Here is an 18,932-nt window from a genome sequence, read left to right on the forward strand (position 1 = left end):
TGCTGAGGAATGCCCAGCGTGAAAGCGGCAGGGTGAACGGCATGCGACGCGTGCGTCGTCGGCGATCACCGCGCGGGAAGCGCGAACTCGCCGCCGGGGTACCTGCTGGCCATGAAATCGACGAAGGCACGCACCTTCGGACTCTCGAGCCGACGGGACGTGTGCAGTACCCATAGCTCCACATCGTCGCCCGCGACGCCCCAGTCGACGACGTCGCCGCGTTCGATGAGCTCGCCTGCGATGGACTGCGGCAGCAGCGCCACGCCGGCACCGGCGGCGACCGCGTCGCGCACCATGAGCAGCGACGACAGTCGCAGCACCGGCCGCGGCGCCAGCACGAGCGTGCCATCGCGACGCGCCCACGTGTCGCCATCGCGGTAGCTCGCCGCCATCACGACCGCCGGCACCTCGGACGGCTCATCCGCGCCGCCCGAAGGCTGGGCGAACGACGGAGCCGCGACGAGCAGCAGGCGGTCGCGCGCGAATCGGCGGCCGACCAGCCCGCTGTCCTTCGGCGGATTGATCCGGATCGCCACGTCGAAATTCTCTTCCACGAGGTCCGCCCGACGGTCCTCGGACACAGTCTCGATCTCGACTTCCGGATGGAGCCTCAGGAACGCGGCGGCGAGCCGCCCCAGCGCGAGCTGCGAGAACAGTTGGGGCGCGGCGATCCGCAGCAGGCCGCGCGGGGTGTCCACGCCATCGCGAGCGGCGGCGAAGGCATCGGTCACCTCGTGCATCGGTCCGGCCGTGCGTTCGGCCAGCGCGAGGCCGGCCTCGGTCAGCACGAGACGTTGGCCGCCCCGCTCGATGAGCCGGACACCCAGCTGTTCCTCGAGATCGGCCACCCGCCGCGACAGCGTCGCCTTCGAGCGGCCGCTCGCGCGGCTGGCTCGACCGAAGCCGCCATGGGTAGCCACGAGCTGGAAGTCGATCAAGGCGTTCAGGTCCATGCCGTCTCACATTTGATACGGAATGTCCAAATTCTAGCGACTGTGTTTCGAATCCGATAGCACCTATCGTCTTTCCACACAGCCACTCACCACATCGAGGAGTTACCCATGAACACGATCCGCGCGCTCCAGCTCAACGAATACGGTGGTCCCCAGTCCATCGGCGTCGCTTCCATCGATGCGCCGAGCCCCGCCCCCGGCCAGGTGCTCGTCAAGGTCCACGCGGCCGGTATCAACGGCCTGGACTGGAAGGTGCGCGAAGGCTACGTCCGCGACGTCTTCCCGCTCGACCTGCCGACCGTTCTCGGCATCGAACTCGCCGGCACCGTCGAGGCCGTCGGCGAAGGCGTCACGGCTCTGAAAGCCGGCGACCGGGTGATGGGCCCCCGGGGCGGCCTGGGCGCCTACGCCGATCTGGTCGCCGTGGACGAAGCCATCCTTAGCCGGATCCCGCCGTCGATGAACTTCGTCGAAGCGGCCGCGCTGCCGGTCGCGGCGATCGCGGCCTGGCAGAGCCTGCATCATGCCGGTCCCATCCGTGCAGGTCAGCGCATCCTGATCCACGGCGCGGCCGGTGGCGTGGGCGGTTTCGCGGTGCAGTTCGCCCGCCGTGCCGGCGCGAAAGTGTTCGCCACGGCCCGCGCCGCGCACCGCGACGAGGTGCTCGCCCTGGGCGCCGACCACGTGATCGCGTATGACGAGGAAGCCTTCGAGAAGACCGTCGCGAACATCGACCTCGTGCTCGATTACGTGGGTGGCGAGGTCCTCGACCGGTCGTGGTCGGTGCTCGCCGACGATGGCGCCATCGTCAGCAGCGCGTCGCCGGCGATCGCTTCGACGGCGCCGGCCGGTCGGCGTGGCCTCTGGTTCGTCAACACGCCGGACGCCGCGCGCCTCGAAACGATCGCGAACGAGGTCGCCGACGGCCAGCTGCGCTCGCGCATCGCCGCCACCGTCCCCTTCGACGACCTGCCGGCCGCCATCGAGCGGAACCGCACGGCGTCGCAGCCGGGCAAGACCGTCGTCGACTTCTCGCTCTGACGGCCGTAGATCAGTGCACCGGGCCGATCCAACGCTCCAGGTCGGCCACGCCGAGGGGCTGGCCCGGTGCCTTCACCGTGTCGCTGCGCACCGCGCTCGTCACACGCCCCTGTGCATCGATCCGCATGAGCGTGGGATAGACCGCGACGCCGACGGCATCGATCAGGGCCTGCTGGCCGGCGACGACCGGCCAGTTGAGGCCGCGCGCGCGGACGAACTCACGAGCCGTCTCGCGATCGTCGAACGTGAAGGCCACCACGGGGACCTCCGGATGCTTCCGGTGGTACGCGGAGAGGACCGGCGTTTCCGCGATGCACGGCGCGCATTGCGCGAAGAAGAAGCTGGCGACGAAGGGCTTCCCGCGCAAGGAAGCGAGCGAGACGGACTTTCCGTCGATCGTCGACGTGACGAAGTCCGGAAAGGCGCGCGGCGCGGCGACCTGCGGCGCCGGCGCCGCCTCGGCCGCGCGACGCTGCGCGATGACAGCATCGCTTTCGAGCCTCAGCGTGGCGCGGTGCGCCTTCGCATCCTTGATCACATCGAACGGACGCGACGCCATCGCCGCCTTGAAGCGTTCGTACGGAATGACCTTCCCGTCCGGGTCCTGGAACACGACGTCGTAATCGTCGGGCACCGCGAGTTGGGACAGCATGGAAGACGCCTCGGCGGGGCGACGACCGTCGGCCGCCGAGGCAGTCGCGCCGAGGCCGACGAGGGCGGTGAATAGAAGCGTACGGATCACGGACGCACCTCGACGGGCTACATGTGTAGGCGATACGCTACATGTGTAGCATGACGCACGCAAGCCGTGCCGTCCTTCGATCACCTCACTGGCGCGACACGGCAGGCGCCGTCGATACGACCCAGCGACCGTCCTTCGCCTGGATGAAACGCACGCGGTAGACACCGGGGGCCGGCGTGCTTCCGCTCGATGCCCCGCCCACGGTCGATACCCGGTAGGTGCCGGACGCATCGCCGACGGCTGCGAAACGAATGGACATCCCGCCCAATCCCGCGATCGCTTCCGCCGCGGATCCTGCCTGCCGGACGATCGCCGCCCCGCCGGTGGCGAGCGCCAGCGCGACGAACGCCGCGAGCCATCGTCCCGGATGTGCGGCCCGCGCGGGACCATCGGGCGCGATGATCGCCGCCACGCGGCGCCGGGCCGCGAACGCGGGGCCGGCGATGGTGGATGCGACGCCCGCCGCGCTCGCCGAACGCCGGAGCGCGTCGAGCAAGGCACGGGCATAGCCGGCCCGCGTCTCGCCATCGAGGCCGCGCAGGGCGTCGGCGTCGCAGAGTTCTTCGCGCGCGGCGAGTAGCTGGGCATGCAGGTCCCGCAGCGGACGGCACCACGGCAGCATCGCCAGCGCGGCGTGCTCGGCGAGCAGTCGCCAGTTGTCACGCCGCCGCGCGTGCGCCCGCTCGTGGCGTACGAGCGCGTCGACCACCTCCCGAGGATGCGTCGCGACCGACATCGGCAGCAGGATCGCGGGTCGACGGTATCCGACCAGCATCGCCCCCGGAACGTCCGCGATGCGCACCGGGAGCGTATCGCGGCGATCGCTTTCGCCCAGAAACGCCAAGGCACGGAAGCGCCGAAGCTGTCGAACGAGACGCAGGCAGCGCCAGACCGCCCACCCTGCCGCCAGGCCCACGATGGCGCGGGCCAGCCAGAGCAGCCAGCGCTGCGCCGGCAAGGCGTCCGGCAGCAGCGGCCCGAGCATCGATAGTCCCGTCGTCGGCGCCGCGTTCGGGAAGCAGGCCACCGACGCGACGACCACCGCGGGCACCGCCGCGGTGATCCAGAACGCCACGGACGCGGCGAGATGCCGGCGCCGCGCGTCCAGGGCGGGATCGACGAAGCGCAGCGCCAGCGCGAGCCCGGCGCCGACGATCACGCCGCACGCCCCGCTCATGACCAGCGCGATGGCGTTCATCCGCGGCCGCGCGAGTTGAGCATGCGCTCGAGTTCCGCGAGTTCGGCATCGTTGAGCAGCGCGCTGCCGGTGAACGCGGAGACCGGCACGCGACCGGACACTTCGAGGACGTTGCGGAACAGATGGCCCAGCGATTCGCCGAGCACCTCGACCTTGGTCTGCGCCGGGGAAAAGACGGCCAGCCCGTGGCTCTCTTCGCGCACGACGAGCTCCTTCACCCGCATGCGTTCGAGCACCGTGCGCGTGGTCGAGACGGCCCATCCCGTGCGCTCCGCGAGCGCGTCGTGCAGTTCACGGGCGCTTTGAGGACTGCGCTCCCAGAGCGCCTTCAGTACTTCGAGTTCGCTGTCGGCCGGGACCATCGTCGCTCCGCGCATCGCAGTTGGACCGATGCTACTACATCTGTAGCGCGCTCACGGGCGTCGCGGAGATGCCTCACCTGTCGACGCGCAGGATGGTGTCCCTGACGATGCTGAAGAGCCTCTCGGACCGGGCCGCGTGCGCCGGCTGTTCGCGCAGCCATGCGAGCGCGGCGATGAGATCGAAGAGCTCGGCGCCGTCCAGGTCGGCCCGCGCCAGCCCGGCGCTCTGGGCGCGGCGCAGCAGCGAGGCACCCGCCGCCTTGAGCCGCACGCACGCGTCGTGCAGGGCCGAATCCGGATCTTCGATGGCGCTCATCATCGGCGCGAGGATCCCGCGGTGCTCATGGGTGAAGCCGATGATGTCGGCCAGCCACGCCACCAGGGCCTGGTCGGCGGCCGCGTCGTTCTCGAGTGCCGCGGCCTTCGCGGCCAGATCGTCGAAGCTCGAGCGAAGCAGCGTTTCCAGCAGCGCCTCCCGGGTCGGGAAGTGGCGATAGAGCGTGCCGACGCCCACATCCGCCTGCCGCGCGATATCGCGCATGGAAACGCGCCGTGCAGCCCGGGCCGCACCATCCGGTACCGCTCGCCGGCAAGACCGTCCTCGTCAACGGCGCGGCGGGCGGCGTCGGTCATTTCGTGGTGCAGGTGGCGAAGCTGAAGGGCGCGCGCGTCATCGCGACCGCGTCGTCTCGACATAGCGAGATGCTGAAGTCGCTCGGTGCCGACGAAGTCATCGACTATACGAAGACGGTTCCCGAAGACGTGGTGCGCGACGTCGACCTCGTCGTGGACGCCGTCGGCGGACCGACCAGCGGCCGTTTCCTGCGCAGCATCAAGCGCGGCGGCGCCCTCTTCCCGATCTTCCCGCTGGGCTTCGCGGATGCCGACGAAGCTGCCCGTCTCGGCGTCACGGTGTCGGCGACGCAGGTGCGCTCGAACGGGGCCCAACTGCACGAACTCGCGGCCCTGCTCGATTCGGGCGCCATCCGCGTCGTGCTGGACAGCACGTATCCGCTGGCGGAAGCGAACCGTGCGCACGAACGGGCGGAGCGCGGTCATATCCAGGGAAAGATCGTGCTGACCGTGGACTGATCACACCAGCCACCCACCGTGGAGCCAGTCCCATGACGATCCTGCGCAAGGCCATTCTCGATCTCTTCGATCCCGGCGTGCCGACGACCGACGCCGCGGAGCGACATTTCGATCCGTCCTTCCGGCAGCGTGTCGACGGCGCATGGATCGACCGTGCGGCGTTCGTCGCCGGCATCGAGGTGCTGAAGGAGGACCTGGTCCGCGTCGATGTGTCCGTGCTCGACGAACTCGTCGTCGACGAACGCTACGCGGAACGCCACGTCATCGATCTCGAACTGCGCAACGGCGCACGGATCGCGCGCGAGGTCTACGTCTTCGGGCGGCGCGGACCCGACGGCCGGTTCGTCAGCATCGAGGAAGCCACGATCGCGCCATGACGCGATCGTGGGTCGGGGCGCCGCTCAGACCGCGACCGGTGCCTTGATCGCGGGATGCGGGTCGTAGTCGACGATGGCGATGTCCTCGAAGCGGAAATCGAACACCGAGCGTACCTCGGGGTTCAGCACCAGCCTCGGCAGCGGACGCGGTTCGCGCGTGAGCTGTTTCGTCGCCTGTTCAATGTGATTCGAGTACAGGTGCGCGTCGCCGATCGTGTGGACGAAGTCGCCGGGCTGCAGGCCCGTCGCCTGCGCGACCATGTGCGTCAGCAGCGCGTAGCTCGCGATGTTGAAGGGAATGCCGAGGAAGATGTCGCCCGAACGCTGGTAGAGCTGGCACGAGAGCTTGCCGTTCGCCACGTAGAACTGGAACATCGTGTGGCACGGCATCAGGGCCATTTTCGGCAACTCGCCGACGTTCCACGCGGAAACGATCAGGCGCCGCGAATCCGGGTTGCGCTTGATCTCCTCCACCACCCACGCGATCTGGTCCACGACCTTGCCGTCCGCCGTGGGCCACGCACGCCACTGTCGTCCGTAGACAGGTCCGAGGTCGCCGTTGGCGTCGGCCCACTCGTCCCAGATGCTCACCCCGTTTTCCTTGAGGTAGGCGATGTTCGTATCGCCCTTGAGGAACCAGATGAGCTCGTGAACGATGGAGCGCAGGTGCAGTTTCTTCGTCGTGACCAGCGGGAAACCGCGGCCGAGGTCGTAGCGCATCTGCCAGCCGAACACGCTGCGCGTGCCGGTGCCGGTACGGTCGGACTTCTCGGCGCCGTGCTCGAGAACGTGACGGAGGAGATCGAGATAGGGCTGCATGGGCGTCGACTTTACCCGTTCGCCGTCGCGGTGACCGGCGCGACGGGGGCATAGGGCGCCCGCCGCGAAAGCAGCAGCAGGAAGATGCCCACCGCGATCAGCGGCAGCGACAGGATCTGGCCCATCGTGACCCAGCCGAACGCGAGGTAGCCCAGCTGCGGGTCGGGCACGCGCACGAACTCGATGGCGAAGCGGAAGCATCCGTAGAGCAGACCGAACAGGCCCGACACCGCGTAGCGCGGACGGGGCTTCATCGAATACAGCCACAGCACCACGAACATCACCAAGCCCTCGAGCGCGAATTCGTAGAGCGGATTCGGGTGGCGCGGCAGCGCGTCGGGCGCGTGGGGGAAGATCATGGCCCAGGGCAGATCGGTGGGCTTGCCCCACAGTTCGCCGTTGATGAAGTTGCCGAGGCGGCCGAGGCCGAGACCGAGCGGGACGAGCGGCGCGACGAAGTCCACCGTGTCGAAGAACTTCACGCCGTTGCGCCGCGACCACCAGAGGCCCGCCACGAGCACGCCCAGGAGACCGCCGTGGAACGACATGCCGCCGTCCCAGACGCGGAAGAGCGCGACGGGATCGGTCCATATCCAGTCGATGTTCGTATAGAACAGCATGTAACCGACGCGACCGCCGAGCACCACGCCCATCATCAGGTAGAACATCAGGTCGCCGAAGCGCTCGGAGCTGACCGGCAGCCTGCCCTGGCGGCGACGGTACTCGCCGAGCGCCCAGCCGCCGAGGAAACCACCGAGGTACATCAGTCCGTACCAGTGGACCTGGACCGGACCGAGCGAGAGCGCGACGGGATCGATGTTGACGACGTACGGAGTGGCCATGGAACGCCCGGATGAGATGCAGGCGCCAAGTGTACCGCCCCACCCTGTCCGCAGGTCGCCTTGTGGCGAGGCCGGGGATCGGCTATATCGGCCCACGGAGGCCGTCCGGGGGGACGGCACGATACGGACACATCGAACAGGGGAGACTCCATGATCAACCGCCTCGCGCGGCCCATGCTGGCCGCGCTTTGCCTCGCCTCGACCGCCGCCTCGGCCGCCGACCTGGTGCCCGTCGCCGATTTCGCGCGGCGCATGCCGCTGACCAGCCCGAGCCTGTCCCCGGACGGCCAGTACGTCTCGCTCGCCTTCCACGACCCGGACGGCAAGACGCACGGCCTCGCGATCTACCGCGTGGGCGACATGAGCAAGGCGGTCACCCTGATCCGCATGCCACCCTACGAGGCACCGGCGAAGATCGCCTGGGCCAGCCCCACCCGTCTGGTCGTGGCGCGCGGCAAGGTCGACGGCTCCATCGGCCGGACGATGCTCACCGGAGAGATCATGTCCATCGACGTCGATGGCAAGAATCCCGACTACCTGTACGGCTACCAGGCCGTGGGCAAGCGCGCGGCGACCCGCGCCACCGACGAGGGCTGGGGCGAGATCGAAGGCCTGCCGGTGCAGAACAACGGGCACTTCTACATGCGGGCCACGTCGTGGCTCGACCAGAATCGCAGCACGCTCTACGACGTGGACGCGAAGACGAGCACGCGCAAGCAGATGGCCGACATCGGCATCGGCGGCATGAGCTTCATGATCTCGCCCGACGGCCAGGCGCGCTTCGCGTTCGGCACGGACGACTCGTTCCGCTGGGTCGTGTTCCATCGCGAGGGCAGCGGCTGGAACAAGCTCTCCGGAAGCACGCAGCAGCAGAACTTCACGCCGGTCGCGAGCGTGGCGGGCAGCAATCGCATCTACGCGAAGTACAGTCCCGACGGCAAGGGCGGCGCGTTCGTCGAACAGGACGAGGACGGTGGCAACCCGAAGATCATCCGCAAGGACGACTTCAGCGAGGTGAGCGCGTCCGGCCTGTGGACGCCCGCGCCGCTGCGTCCCTTCGGCACGATCGCCGACACGGGCATTCCGCAGCCGACCTACATCGATCCGGCGTCGCCGATCGCCAAGCTGCACATGGCCCTGTCGCAGAAGTTCCCGGGCCAATTCGTCAGCTTCGTCGATTACAGTGAGGACGGCGGCCAATTGATGTTCAGCGTGTCGAGCGACCGCGAGCCGGGCCGCTACATGATCATCGACACGAAGACGTTCAAGGTCAGCAAGCTGTTCGACACCAAGCCGTGGATCGATCCGGCGAAGATGTCGGAGCGGCGGCCGCTGCGCTTCAAGGCGAGCGACGGACTCGAGCTCGAAGCCATCCTGACCTTCCCGAAGGGCAAGCCCGAAACGAACCTGCCACTGGTCCTCATGCCCCATGGCGGTCCGCACGGCGTCTCCGACGACTGGTTCTACGAGGACGACGCGCAGTTCCTCGCGAACCGCGGTTACCTCGTGCTGCAGGTGAACTATCGCGGCTCCGGCAGCCGCGGCAGCACGTTCGAGCAGGCGGGTTACCTGAAGTGGGGCACGCGCATCCAGGAAGACCTGATCGACGGCGTGAAGTGGGCCATCGCGCAGCGTTTCGCCGACCCGGGACGCGTGTGCGTCTACGGCGCGAGCTTCGGCGGTTACTCGGCGATGATGGTGCCCGTCCGAGCGCCCGGCATGTTCCGGTGCGCCGTGGGTTACGACGGCATCTACGACCTGGACATGATGTACAACAAGGGCGACATCAAGGACAGGAAATCGGGCCGCAGTTACCTGACCACCGTGATCGGCAAGGACCAGGCCGATCTCGCCGCCAACTCGCCCACCCACCTGGCGGACAAGATCGACGTGCCGGTGTTCCTCGTCCATGGCGAAGACGATCAGCGCGCGCCGTTCGCGCAGTTCAAGGCGATGCGCGCCGCGCTCGACGCCGCCCACAAGCCGTACGAGACGCTGACCAAGCCCGACGAGCGGCACGGCTTCGTCAAGCCGGAGAACGTCGAGGAGTTCTACAACCGGCTGCAGGCGTTCCTGGACAAGCACCTGGGCGGCGACAGGCCGGCGACGGCACAGGCGGCGCCATAGGCCCATCCGCAGCGAGGTTGCCCCCCCGGCCCGCAGGCGCTATGTTGGCGCGATCGTCGGGCCCGGGTGGGGTGAGGCGGGGCTTGGGAGGTTTTGGGGTATGCACGTGAGTACCGGGCACACGCGCCAGGTCGCGAGGCGACGTATGGCGCTCGCGAGTGCGCTCCTGGCCGCCTTGTCCGGAACCGCCGTGCATGCCCAGCAGACCGCGCCGGCCGAAATGCTGGCGCCGGTCAACGTCACCGTGACGGGCTCGCGCATCCGCGGCACCGATGTCGAAACCGCGCAGCCCGTCTTCACCATGGACCGCGCGGCCATCCGCGCCACCGGCCTGTCCGATCTCGGCAGCATCGTCGCGCGCATGCCCTCGGCAGCGACGCCCGAGGTCACGCCGCAGGACACCCTCTCCTCCAGCGGCGACGCCGGCGGCCGCTACGCGAACCTGCGCAATCTCGGCGCCGTGCGCACGCTCGTGCTCGTCAACGGCCGCCGCTGGACCACGAGCCTCGGCGGACTGACCGACCTCTCCACCATTCCCGTCGCGATCGTCGAGCGCATCGAGGTGCTCAAGGACGGCGCGTCCTCCATCTACGGCTCCGACGCGATCGGCGGCGTGGTCAACATCATCACGACCGACCGCTTCGAAGGCGCCTCGGCCGACGTCCTCTACGGCCAGAACGGCAAGGGCGACGGCGCCACGAAGCACGGTGCGTTCACCTGGGGCCGGAGCGGCCAGCGCGGCTCGCTGATCCTCGGCGCGAGTTACGACGACGCGGACGACCTGCGCGATGCGAAGCGTTCGCTCACGCGCAGCGCGTACGGCCCACGGCACCCCGATGCCGGTCTCGGCATGGGGCCATGGGGCGGCGTGGTCGACCCGCGCGCACCGGGCACCCCCGGCGCGGGCAACTACGCCGGCGACGGCAGCTGGATCGCCAACCGCTACGTCGCGAACCATCCCGGCGTCGTCGATACGTCCAACCTCGCGAACTACCACCCGTACGATGTCGACAGCAACGCCGACAAGTACGCGACGGCCCGCGACATGACGTTCCGCGCCGGCAGCAAGTTGCGCAACCTGTTCGCGACGGGTCGCTACAATCTCACCGACGACATCGCCCTGCGCGGCATGGCCGACTACGGGGTGCGCGACACGCGCTGGCAGGCGGCGGGCTATCCGCTGCAAAGCGGTTCGGGACGCGACGCCGGCCTCGCGATCGACGCCGACAACGCTTACAACCCGTTCCCGGGTTACGACACCGCGTTCTTCCGTCGCACCACCGAAGTGCCCCGCGTGAACTGGGCGAAGAGCAAGGCGCTGCATCTCGACACCGGTGCCGAAGGCACGTTCGACTGGCTCGACCACGCGTGGAACTGGGACGTCACCTACGCCTATTCGGAGACGCGCGCGAGCCAGACGACCAGCGGCAACATCAACCTGGTGAACGCGCGCAAGGCGCTGGGGCCAACGACGACGCTCGACGGCCAGCCCGCCTGCGCCAGCGCCGAGGATCGCGCGGCAGGCTGCGTGCCATGGAACATCCTCGCGGGCCCCGGCGGCACGCCCGACGCCGTCTGGCGTTACGTGACGTCGACGGGCACGTCGCACCAGACCACGCGAACGAACGACGTCATCGCCAACCTCACGGGCGGCCTGGTCGATCTTCCCGCAGGGACGCTGCGCGTCGCCGGCGGCATCGAGCACCGTCGCGAGAACGGTCGTTACGTACCGTACCCCGCCGATTCGGCGGGACTGACGACCCAGCTCGCCAGCGCTCCGACGAACGGCGGCTACATCGCGAACGAGGCCTATCTCGAACTCGACGTGCCGCTCCTCGCGGACCTCCCGCTCGCGCGCGAACTGGCGGCGAACGTGTCGAGCCGTTACTCGCACTACTCCGCCTTCGGCGGCCGCACGAACAACAAGTACAGCCTGCGCTGGAAGCCGGTGGACGACCTGCTGCTCCGCGCCACGTTCGCGGAAGGGTTCCGTGCTCCCACGGTGGCCGACCTGTACGCCGGCGCGAGCGAGAGCTTCGAGAGCTTCCTCGATCCCTGCGACAGCGTGTACGGCGCATCCGCCACCGATGCCGCGGTGCGCGCACGTTGCGCCGCCGCCGGCGTGCCGGCGAACTACCGGCAGATCGACCAGTCCGGTGCGCGCATCGGCTCCGCCACCGGCGGCCAGAACCCGACCGCCTTCACCACGGGCGCGAACCCCGCGCTCAAACCGGAGACGTCGATCACCCGCACCGCCGGCGTGGTGTACAGCCCGAGCTACGTCGAAGGACTGGACATCACGCTCGACTATTACAAGGTCGACATCCGCGACGTGATCACGCCCGTGCTCGCGGGCGACATCCTCAATTTCTGCTACGTCCGCAACGACCCCTCGTTGTGCGGCCGCTTCACGCGCGCGGCGGACGGCCAGATCGTATCGCTCGACGAGAGCCTCGCGAATCTCGGTTCGCTGCGCACCGAAGGCTACGATCTCGGCCTGCATTACCGGTTCCCCGAGACGCGCTACGGCGAGTTCACCCTGCTCTCCGACAGCACCTATCTGAAGGATTACACGCAGGTCGGCAGCCCGGGCAGCGCGCCGCGACACCTGGCGGGATACATGAACGGGGTGCAGGGGCTCTACCGCGTTCGCTCGAACCTTTCGCTCGACTGGTCGTGGCGGCGCTTCGGTGCGACGTGGACCACACGCTGGTTCTCGGGCCTGAAGGATTCGTGCTGGTCCGCGGATGTCGAATGCAACCGCCCCGACGCGATCAACGCGCTCACGGGCGTCACGGGCGTCAGCCGCAAGGGCGGCGTCGCCTTCAACGACCTGCAGGTGCGCTGGCTGGCACCGTGGAACGGCAGCTTCCGCGTCGGCGTGAACAACGTCTTCGCGCGCAAGGGCCCGCTCTACTACAGCGTGTCGAGCGCCGGCGGCGGCAGCCCGCCGTACAACCCGGCGTTCGACATCGACCGCTACTGGTACGTCGGATACCAGCAGAGTTTCTGAGCCGCCGGGCGGCTCCCCTTACCGTCGCACCGGCGTACGCCGGTGCCTACGGCGGGGCGGTCGTCGAACGGCGCTACCGCCACGCACCAATGGGAACCGAGGCCGTGGATCCCGGTTTGCACCGGGATGACGCTGCGGAAGCGCGGCGAACGCGGGCATCCGGATCACAGCACCAGCGGATGATCCGGTAACTGGTTCTTGCGAGGTTCGCCGTCGCCCGGGAAATGGCGGGCGAGTAGGTCGCCGGCTTCCGCCACACCCGTCTGCACGGCCTCACGGTAGCGCCCCTGCGCGAACGCGTCGCGCATGTGCGCCGTGATCGCCGCCCATTCGGCCGGCGTGACCGCCTTCGCGATACCGCGGTCCGCGACGATCTCGATGCGGTGCTCGGCGAGCAGCACGTAGAGGAGCACGCCGCAGTTCTCCTCGGTATCCCAGACACGCAGGTGCGAGAACAGCGCGGTGGCGCGGTCGCGGGCCGTGACGCCCGCCGCCACGTCGGCCAGGGACAGGCGCGATTCGATCACGACGCGCAGTTCGCCACGGTGACGTCCCTCGCCTTCGGCGACCGTCTTCGTGATCGCGTCCAGCGTTTCACGCGGAAAATGGCGACCGATCTGGAACCAGGCGCCGAAGAGGTTGCTGGCCATGCGTCCTAAATTCATCACCAGTTCCCCGATGCGCCGCCGCCACCGAAACTGCCGCCGCCTCCGCTGAAGCCGCCGCCTCCCCCGCCGCCGCCGAAGCCGCCGCCACCGAACCCGCCGCCACCGCCCCAGCCGCCGAAGCCGCCCCAGCCACCACCGCCGATCGAACGGCCGGCGCCGAGGGGAATCGCCATGATCAGCGCGCCGGCGATGAGGCCGACCACGCCGCCGAGGATGGACTGCAGGAACAGCCAGCCGAGGCCGCCGGCGATCGCGCCACCGACCGGCATGCGCAGGCCGAGCGGCGCGCGGCCGAGGATGCCGCGCAGGAAGATCGCCCCGAACAGCAGCGGAATCAGCAGGTGGCCGAGGCCCCCGCGGCGCCGCTCGTGGCTCTCGTCCGGCGCGACGGGTGGCGGCAACGCTTCGCCCTGCACGATCTGGGTGATCGCGTTGAGCGCTTCGTCGATGCCACCGAAGTAATCGTTCGCGCGCAGCTTCGGCGCCATGTATTCGCGGATGATGCGCGACGCGATCGCGTCCGGCAGCGCCCCTTCCAGGCCGTAGCCGACTTCGATGCGAACGCGGCGATCGTTCTTCGCCAGCAGCACGAGCACGCCGTCGTCGGGCCCTTCGCGCCCCACCTTGTTCGTCTCCGCTACCTTGAGCGAGTAACTCTCGAGGTCCTCCGGCTGCGTCGTCGGCACCATCAGCACCACGACCTGCGCGCCCTTGGCCTTCTCCAGGTCCACGAGGCGCGCGTCGAGCTGCGCCACCTGCGCCTCCGTCAGCGTCCCGGTGAGGTCCGTGACGTGCCGCGCGAGCTTCGGTACCGCGACGTCGTCCGCCAGTGCCGCCGCGGGCGGCACCAGCAGGGCGACGGCGAACAGCAGGGCTGCCGCGAAACGACGCATCAGCGACCGGCCGTGGAAGCCGGGGCCGGGGTGGAACCGAAATCGACGGTCGGGGCGGTGGAGATCGCCTTCTCGTTCTCGACGCTGAAGTTCGGCTTGACCTGGTAACCCATGACCTTCGCCGTGAGGTTGTTCGGGAACGAGCGGATCAGCGTGTTGTAGCTCTGCACCGCGGCGACGTAGCGGTTGCGCGCCACGGTGATGCGGTTCTCGGTGCCTTCCAGCTGCGCCTGCAGGTCGCGGAAAGAGCCATCGGCCTTGAGCTGCGGATAGTTTTCGCTCACCACCATCAGGCGCGAAAGCGCGCTGGTCAGCTGCCCCTGGGCCGCCTGGAACTTCGCCAGCGCCTCGGGATCGTTGAGAAGTTCCGGAGTGATCTGCGTCTGGCCGACCTTCGCGCGGGCGTTGGTGACCTCGGTCAGCACACGCTCTTCGTGCTGCGCATAACCCTTCACCGTGTTGACGAGGTTGGGCACCAGATCGGCGCGGCGCTGGTACTGGTTGAGCACTTCCGACCAGGCGGCCTTGACCGCCTCGTCTTCGCGCTGGATGGCGTTGTATCCGCAGCCGCTCAGGAAGCCGGCGAAAAGGACGAGGGCGAACGCGCGGAGGAGTGTCTTCATGGCGGCGGTTTCCTTGGGGTGTGCGGGGCACAACTTACCGCAAAGCCGGGCCACGTGGATGTCCTACCCCAGCAGCCGCGGCCCGAGGATCAGCGCCCAGCTGACCAGCACCATCATCATGAGGAGGAACACGGCCGCCGAGCCCATGTCCTTGGCCCGGCCGGCCAGTTCATGGAATTCCGGACTGACCTTGTCGACCACGGCCTCGATCGCGGAATTGAGCAGTTCCGCCGAAAGGACCAGCATGGGAAAGGTGATCAGGACGATCTTCTCGATCGCCCCCTGCCCGAGCCACAGGCCGAGCGGCACCACCACGATGGCCAGGAGGACTTCCAGCCGGAACGAGGCCTCGTGGCGGAAACAGGCGCGCAGGCCCTGCATCGACCAGCGGAAGGCCGCATAGATCTGCCGCGGCCCGCGCCGCTCGGTCGATGCCATGCCGGTCAGGCCGCCGAAGCGGACGCCGGGCAGAGGCGCCTGGCGGTGAGGAAGTGGGTGCGGTGCGGCATCGGAGCGGATTCGGACGCGGGAAACGGCCCGTATCATGCCACAGGCCGCCTTCCGGCCGGCTTAGGGCGAAGCGCCGTGGCGAATCGCCGCGCCCCTCTGGCGCCGCAACACGACCCGTCGGACCATTTGTATTACGCTTGAACGGTTGTGCCTTCGTTCAGGAGGCCGGCGATGGGAGCCGGGCGATCCGCCCGACTCGCTGCTTCCAATGTGTCCGGAAAATACATGCCCATCCAGAATCCACCCGTTTCTCAGACCAAGTCGTTCAGCACGGTCTTCCTCATCGAAATGTGGGAGCGCTTCGGCTTCTACGGCATGCAGGTGTTGATGGTCACCTACATGGTGAAGAAGCTCGGCTTCGCCGACACCGATGCGAACCTCGTCTGGGGCGCGGCCGCCGCGCTGATCTACGCCACCCCCGCCATCGGCGGCTGGATCGGCGACAAATTCCTCGGCACCCGTCGCACCATGCTGACGGGTGCGGTCGTCCTGATGGTCGGTTACGCCCTCCTCTGGATCCCGACCAACAACACGTACGCCCTTTATCTCGCCCTCGGCGTGATCGTCTTCGGCAACGGCCTCTTCAAGCCCAACGCCGGCAACCTCGTGCGCAAGATCTACGAGGGCGACGAGGTCCGCATCGACAGCGCGTTCACCATCTACTACATGGCGGTGAACATCGGCTCCACCGTCTCGATGCTGCTCACGCCCTGGATCCGCGACTACGTCGGCCAGCACTACGGCGACGCGCTCGGCTGGCATACCGCGTTCGGCGTCTGCTCCATCGGCCTCGTGCTCGGCCTCGTCAATTACTACTTCATGCGCCAGACGCTCGCGCACGTCGGCTCCGCGCCCGACGAGCGTCCGCCCGTCGCGAAGAACGTCATCGGCGTCGTCATCGGCGGTCTCGCGGTCGTCGGCGCCTCGGCGTACATCCTGCAGAACCAGAGCGTCGCCAAGGCCTGCGTCTACCTCGCGGGCGTCGTGATCCTCGGCATCTTCATCCACCTCATCCGTTCGAGCGAGCGCGGCGAGCGCGCCGGCCTGATCGCGGCGCTGGTGCTGACGGTGCAGACGATCTTCTTCTTCATCTTCTACCAGCAGATGTCGACCTCGCTGAACCTGTTCGCGCAGCGCAACGTCGACCTGTCGTTCAGCCTGTTCGGCTTCGAGCTGTTCCGCTGGATTCCCGAGCAGTTCCAGTCGCTCAACGCGATCTGGATCGTGATCCTTTCCCCGATCCTCGTGTGGCTCTACAACTCGCTCGGCAAGCACGGCAAGGACTTCCCCGTCGCCGCGAAGTTCGCCCTCGGCTTCGCCGCCGTGGCCGCCGGCTTCTTCATGTACGGCCTGGGTGCCACCACCGCGGTGAACGGCGCGATCTCGTCGTGGTACATGGTGTGGGGCTACGGCCTGTACTCGCTCGGCGAGGTGCTGGTCAGCGGCCTGGGCCTCGCGATGATCGCCCGTTACGTGCCGGCGCGCATGGGCGGCTTCATGATGGGCGCCTATTACGTCGCCGTGGGCGTCTCTCAGTACATGGGCAGCGTCGTGGCGAACGTCGCGGCGATTCCCGACAACATCACCAACCCGCTCGAATCGCTGGCGATCTATACCAGCCTGTTCAACAAGCTCGGCTTCGTCGGCCTCGGCTGCACGCTGATCGCACTGGCCATGCTGCCGCTGATGAAGAAGCTCTCGCTCGATCATGCGCTGGCGAACGTGCCGCCGGTGCCGCCCGTCCACAACGAAGACCTGTAACGCGGCGAAAGGGCCGTCCCGCGGGGCGGCCCTTTCGCCTTGAAGAGAACGCCGTGAGTGACACCCTGCATACGCCATCGTCCCGCTCCGGCCCGTTCGTGCTCGCACGAACCCTCGCCTGGCTGCGTCTGTGCGCGATCGCCGGGCAGAGCGTCGCCATCCTCTCCTGCGTCACGCTGCTGAAGCTCGACGTGCCGCTGCTGCCCCTGATGATCGGCGTCTGCGTGCTCGCGGTCTTCGCCGCCGCGGCCTCCTTCCGCCTCGGCATGCCGTGGAAGGTGACGGAGGTCGAGGCCGTGGTGCACATCGCGGCCGACACGCTCGTGCTGGGGTACCTGCTCTATTTCACCGGCGGCGCGTCGAATCCGTTCGTCACGCTCCTTCTGGTGCCCATCGCGCTCTCGGCTGCCGCGCTCTCGATCGCGGGCGTGTCGCTGGTGGCGATCCTCACCGGCGTCGCCTACGTGCTGCTGGTGCCCTACCACCTGCCCCTGCCGACCCTTGGCAACAAGAGCCTGGATTTCGATCTGTACGTCGCGGGTATGGGCGTGAACTTCGTGATCATGGCGATCCTGCTGGGCGTGTTCATCAGCAACCTCGCCAAGGCGATCCGCGTCCAGCAGGGCGAGGTGCAGCGCATCCGCGAACGCGCGCTGCGCGACGAGGGCATCCTCGCCATCGCCACGCAGGCCGCCGGGGCGGCGCACGAACTGAACACGCCGCTGTCGACGATGCGCACGCTGCTTCCCGAAATCCGGCGCGAGCACGCGACCGACAACCTGCTGGGCGAGGACCTCGACCTCCTCGACGGCCAGGTGGAGCGGTGCCGCACGATCCTGCGCGAGATGGTCGCCTTCGGGCAGGCGCAGCTCTCGCAGGTGCCGGAACGCATCACGCTCGACGAATTCGTGCACGTCTGCCTCGAACGCTTCCAGTTGCTGCGACCGGAAGCCGACGTGGACGTCCGGCTCGAACCCGGCGCGGGGCGCATCGCGCTGCGCTCGCCACCCGGGCTGCGCCACGCGCTGATCAACCTGCTCAACAACGCGGCCGACGCCTCCGCGATGAACGACAGCACGGCGGTGTCGCTGCGCATCGGCATCGTGGGCTCGTGGCTGGAGCTGACGGTGACCGACGAGGGTCCCGGTTTCGACGAGTTCGACGACCTGGGCACGCTCGGCCTGTCGCAGAAGGACACCGGACTCGGCATCGGGCTCGCGCTCGCCGAGGCCACCGCGGAACGCCTCGACGGCGAACTGGCGGCCAGCAACACGGGCCATGGCGCGCAGATGCGCCTGCGCCTGCCTCTTTCGGTCATCGGAGACCACGCATGAACGATCTCGTTCCACCCACCGGCCGCCCGCTGCTGATCGTCGACGACGACGCCACCTTCGCGCGCGTGCTGGGGCGTGCCCTCACCTCGCGCGGCTTCGAGGTGATCTCCTGCGACAACGCGGACGACGCGCGCGCGCTGACCCGCCGGCACCAGCCGCGCTTCTGCGTGCTCGACCTGAAGCTCGGCGACGAGAACGGCCTGCGCCTGATCCCCGAGCTGCAGTCGCTCGTGCCCGACATGCGCGTGCTGCTGCTGACCGGCTACGCCTCGATCGCGACCGCCGTCGAGGCGATCAAGCGTGGCGCCCACGATTACCTCGCCAAGCCCGTCGACGCCGACGCGGTGGTGCGCGCGCTGCTCGACGGCGACTCCGGCCCGGACCTCGACGACCTGGTCGACGCGCCCGATGCACCCCTACCGCTGCGCCGCCTGGAATGGGAACACATCCAGCGCGTGCTCACCGAGTGCGAGGGCAACATTTCGGAAACTGCACGCCGCCTTGGCATGCACCGCCGCACGCTGCAGCGGAAGCTCAGCAAGCACCCCGTCCGCGAACGCCCCGACGAGCACTGAAC

At 68.5% G+C, this 18,932-nt stretch carries 19 protein-coding genes; 8 read left to right on the forward strand and 11 right to left on the reverse strand.

Annotated features, from left to right (window positions below; translation table 11 throughout):
• Positions 1 to 65 precede the first annotated feature (65 nt).
• On the reverse strand, positions 66 to 953 hold the full coding sequence (locus tag J2X58_RS09065; RefSeq protein WP_310047706.1) for a LysR family transcriptional regulator: 888 nt from the start codon (positions 951 to 953) through the stop codon (positions 66 to 68).
• 108 nt (positions 954 to 1,061) lie between these two features.
• On the opposite strand from J2X58_RS09065, the gene J2X58_RS09070 reads away from it, so the two are divergent.
• Positions 1,062 to 1,994: an NADP-dependent oxidoreductase gene (locus J2X58_RS09070; protein ID WP_310047707.1), complete on the forward strand. Its 933-nt coding sequence runs from the start codon at positions 1,062 to 1,064 to the stop codon at positions 1,992 to 1,994.
• Positions 1,995 to 2,004: 10 nt separating this feature from the next.
• Here the strand turns inward: J2X58_RS09070 and J2X58_RS09075 are convergent, their stop codons facing one another.
• The 4 genes from J2X58_RS09075 to J2X58_RS09090 form a co-directional block, all read right to left on the reverse strand.
• The gene (locus J2X58_RS09075; protein WP_310047709.1) at positions 2,005 to 2,736 is read right to left on the reverse strand and encodes a TlpA disulfide reductase family protein; all 732 of its coding nucleotides are present in this window, start codon (positions 2,734 to 2,736) and stop codon (positions 2,005 to 2,007) included.
• An 85-nt stretch (positions 2,737 to 2,821) separates the two neighbouring features.
• Positions 2,822 to 3,934, reverse strand: coding sequence for a M56 family metallopeptidase (locus tag J2X58_RS09080; RefSeq protein WP_310047711.1), 1,113 nt, complete (start codon positions 3,932 to 3,934; stop codon positions 2,822 to 2,824).
• The gene (locus J2X58_RS09085) at positions 3,931 to 4,296 is read right to left on the reverse strand and encodes a BlaI/MecI/CopY family transcriptional regulator (protein WP_090052261.1); all 366 of its coding nucleotides are present in this window, start codon (positions 4,294 to 4,296) and stop codon (positions 3,931 to 3,933) included. Before J2X58_RS09085 ends, J2X58_RS09080 begins: the two co-directional genes overlap by 4 nt.
• A 73-nt stretch (positions 4,297 to 4,369) precedes the next feature.
• Entirely contained in the window at positions 4,370 to 4,837 is a 468-nt protein-coding gene (locus J2X58_RS09090) for a helix-turn-helix domain-containing protein (RefSeq protein ID WP_310047712.1), read from the reverse strand.
• A gap of 11 nt (positions 4,838 to 4,848) precedes the next feature.
• Between J2X58_RS09090 and J2X58_RS09095 the strand changes: the two genes are divergently transcribed.
• Together J2X58_RS09095 and J2X58_RS09100 are read left to right on the forward strand one after the other, a co-directional pair.
• Positions 4,849 to 5,388, forward strand: coding sequence for a zinc-binding dehydrogenase (locus J2X58_RS09095; RefSeq protein ID WP_310047713.1), 540 nt, complete (start codon positions 4,849 to 4,851; stop codon positions 5,386 to 5,388).
• Positions 5,389 to 5,420: 32 nt separating this feature from the next.
• Positions 5,421 to 5,765: a nuclear transport factor 2 family protein gene (locus J2X58_RS09100; protein ID WP_310047714.1), complete on the forward strand. Its 345-nt coding sequence runs from the start codon at positions 5,421 to 5,423 to the stop codon at positions 5,763 to 5,765.
• Between the two features lie 24 nt (positions 5,766 to 5,789).
• On the opposite strand, the gene J2X58_RS09105 is transcribed toward J2X58_RS09100, so the two are convergent.
• Positions 5,790 to 6,584: a thymidylate synthase gene (locus J2X58_RS09105; protein WP_090052254.1), complete on the reverse strand. Its 795-nt coding sequence runs from the start codon at positions 6,582 to 6,584 to the stop codon at positions 5,790 to 5,792.
• 11 nt (positions 6,585 to 6,595) lie between these two features.
• Positions 6,596 to 7,426, reverse strand: a complete 831-nt coding sequence (lgt, locus tag J2X58_RS09110) for a prolipoprotein diacylglyceryl transferase (RefSeq protein ID WP_310047715.1) — start codon at positions 7,424 to 7,426, stop codon at positions 6,596 to 6,598.
• A gap of 150 nt (positions 7,427 to 7,576) precedes the next feature.
• Between lgt and J2X58_RS09115 the strand changes: the two genes are divergently transcribed.
• Together J2X58_RS09115 and J2X58_RS09120 are read left to right on the forward strand one after the other, a co-directional pair.
• Complete coding sequence (locus J2X58_RS09115) at positions 7,577 to 9,553, forward strand: prolyl oligopeptidase family serine peptidase (RefSeq protein WP_310047716.1); 1,977 nt, start codon at positions 7,577 to 7,579, stop codon at positions 9,551 to 9,553.
• Between the two features lie 145 nt (positions 9,554 to 9,698).
• On the forward strand, positions 9,699 to 12,566 hold the full coding sequence (locus J2X58_RS09120) for a TonB-dependent receptor (protein ID WP_310047717.1): 2,868 nt from the start codon (positions 9,699 to 9,701) through the stop codon (positions 12,564 to 12,566).
• Between the two features lie 164 nt (positions 12,567 to 12,730).
• Here J2X58_RS09120 and J2X58_RS09125 read toward each other — a convergent pair whose 3' ends face one another.
• From J2X58_RS09125 to J2X58_RS09140, 4 genes are all read right to left on the reverse strand, one after another.
• A complete protein-coding gene (locus J2X58_RS09125) occupies positions 12,731 to 13,231 on the reverse strand; it encodes a TPM domain-containing protein (protein WP_310047718.1) in 501 nt (166 codons plus the stop codon).
• Positions 13,231 to 14,127, reverse strand: coding sequence for a TPM domain-containing protein (locus tag J2X58_RS09130; protein WP_310047720.1), 897 nt, complete (start codon positions 14,125 to 14,127; stop codon positions 13,231 to 13,233). The genes J2X58_RS09125 and J2X58_RS09130 overlap by 1 nt, the downstream gene beginning before the upstream one ends.
• Positions 14,127 to 14,750 (reverse strand): LemA family protein, encoded by a 624-nt coding sequence (locus J2X58_RS09135; RefSeq protein WP_310047721.1) that lies wholly within the window; start codon positions 14,748 to 14,750, stop codon positions 14,127 to 14,129. The genes J2X58_RS09130 and J2X58_RS09135 overlap by 1 nt, the downstream gene beginning before the upstream one ends.
• Before the next feature lie 63 nt (positions 14,751 to 14,813).
• Entirely contained in the window at positions 14,814 to 15,188 is a 375-nt protein-coding gene (locus J2X58_RS09140) for a diacylglycerol kinase (RefSeq protein ID WP_090052244.1), read from the reverse strand.
• 297 nt (positions 15,189 to 15,485) lie between these two features.
• On the opposite strand from J2X58_RS09140, the gene J2X58_RS09145 reads away from it, so the two are divergent.
• From J2X58_RS09145 to J2X58_RS09155, 3 genes are read left to right on the forward strand one after another with little or no spacing between them, the layout of a single operon-like run.
• Complete coding sequence (locus tag J2X58_RS09145; RefSeq protein WP_090052242.1) at positions 15,486 to 17,021, forward strand: oligopeptide:H+ symporter; 1,536 nt, start codon at positions 15,486 to 15,488, stop codon at positions 17,019 to 17,021.
• 53 nt (positions 17,022 to 17,074) lie between these two features.
• On the forward strand, positions 17,075 to 18,355 hold the full coding sequence (locus J2X58_RS09150; RefSeq protein ID WP_254778989.1) for an ATP-binding protein: 1,281 nt from the start codon (positions 17,075 to 17,077) through the stop codon (positions 18,353 to 18,355).
• On the forward strand, positions 18,352 to 18,930 hold the full coding sequence (locus J2X58_RS09155; protein WP_090052240.1) for a response regulator transcription factor: 579 nt from the start codon (positions 18,352 to 18,354) through the stop codon (positions 18,928 to 18,930). The genes J2X58_RS09150 and J2X58_RS09155 overlap by 4 nt, the downstream gene beginning before the upstream one ends.
• Positions 18,931 to 18,932: the final 2 nt, after the last annotated feature.

It is taken from the genome of Luteibacter sp. 3190 (genome assembly GCF_031456385.1).
GTDB lineage: Bacteria > Pseudomonadota > Gammaproteobacteria > Xanthomonadales > Rhodanobacteraceae > Luteibacter.

Coding starts and splice junctions, on each gene's coding strand:
- J2X58_RS09090 (WP_310047712.1), bottom strand. CDS start 4,837: ATGCGCGATATCGCGCGGCAGGCGGATGTGGGCGTCGGCACGCTCTAT.
- J2X58_RS09135 (WP_310047721.1), bottom strand. CDS start 14,750: ATGAAGACACTCCTCCGCGCGTTCGCCCTCGTCCTTTTCGCCGGCTTC.
- J2X58_RS09080 (WP_310047711.1), bottom strand. CDS start 3,934: ATGAACGCCATCGCGCTGGTCATGAGCGGGGCGTGCGGCGTGATCGTC.
- lgt (WP_310047715.1), bottom strand. CDS start 7,426: ATGGCCACTCCGTACGTCGTCAACATCGATCCCGTCGCGCTCTCGCTC.
- J2X58_RS09140 (WP_090052244.1), bottom strand. CDS start 15,188: ATGGCATCGACCGAGCGGCGCGGGCCGCGGCAGATCTATGCGGCCTTC.
- J2X58_RS09125 (WP_310047718.1), bottom strand. CDS start 13,231: ATGAATTTAGGACGCATGGCCAGCAACCTCTTCGGCGCCTGGTTCCAG.
- J2X58_RS09120 (WP_310047717.1), top strand. CDS start 9,699: ATGGCGCTCGCGAGTGCGCTCCTGGCCGCCTTGTCCGGAACCGCCGTG.
- J2X58_RS09085 (WP_090052261.1), bottom strand. CDS start 4,296: ATGGTCCCGGCCGACAGCGAACTCGAAGTACTGAAGGCGCTCTGGGAG.
- J2X58_RS09105 (WP_090052254.1), bottom strand. CDS start 6,584: ATGCAGCCCTATCTCGATCTCCTCCGTCACGTTCTCGAGCACGGCGCC.
- J2X58_RS09130 (WP_310047720.1), bottom strand. CDS start 14,127: ATGCGTCGTTTCGCGGCAGCCCTGCTGTTCGCCGTCGCCCTGCTGGTG.
- J2X58_RS09115 (WP_310047716.1), top strand. CDS start 7,577: ATGATCAACCGCCTCGCGCGGCCCATGCTGGCCGCGCTTTGCCTCGCC.
- J2X58_RS09155 (WP_090052240.1), top strand. CDS start 18,352: ATGAACGATCTCGTTCCACCCACCGGCCGCCCGCTGCTGATCGTCGAC.
- J2X58_RS09070 (WP_310047707.1), top strand. CDS start 1,062: ATGAACACGATCCGCGCGCTCCAGCTCAACGAATACGGTGGTCCCCAG.
- J2X58_RS09065 (WP_310047706.1), bottom strand. CDS start 953: ATGGACCTGAACGCCTTGATCGACTTCCAGCTCGTGGCTACCCATGGC.
- J2X58_RS09100 (WP_310047714.1), top strand. CDS start 5,421: ATGACGATCCTGCGCAAGGCCATTCTCGATCTCTTCGATCCCGGCGTG.
- J2X58_RS09145 (WP_090052242.1), top strand. CDS start 15,486: ATGCCCATCCAGAATCCACCCGTTTCTCAGACCAAGTCGTTCAGCACG.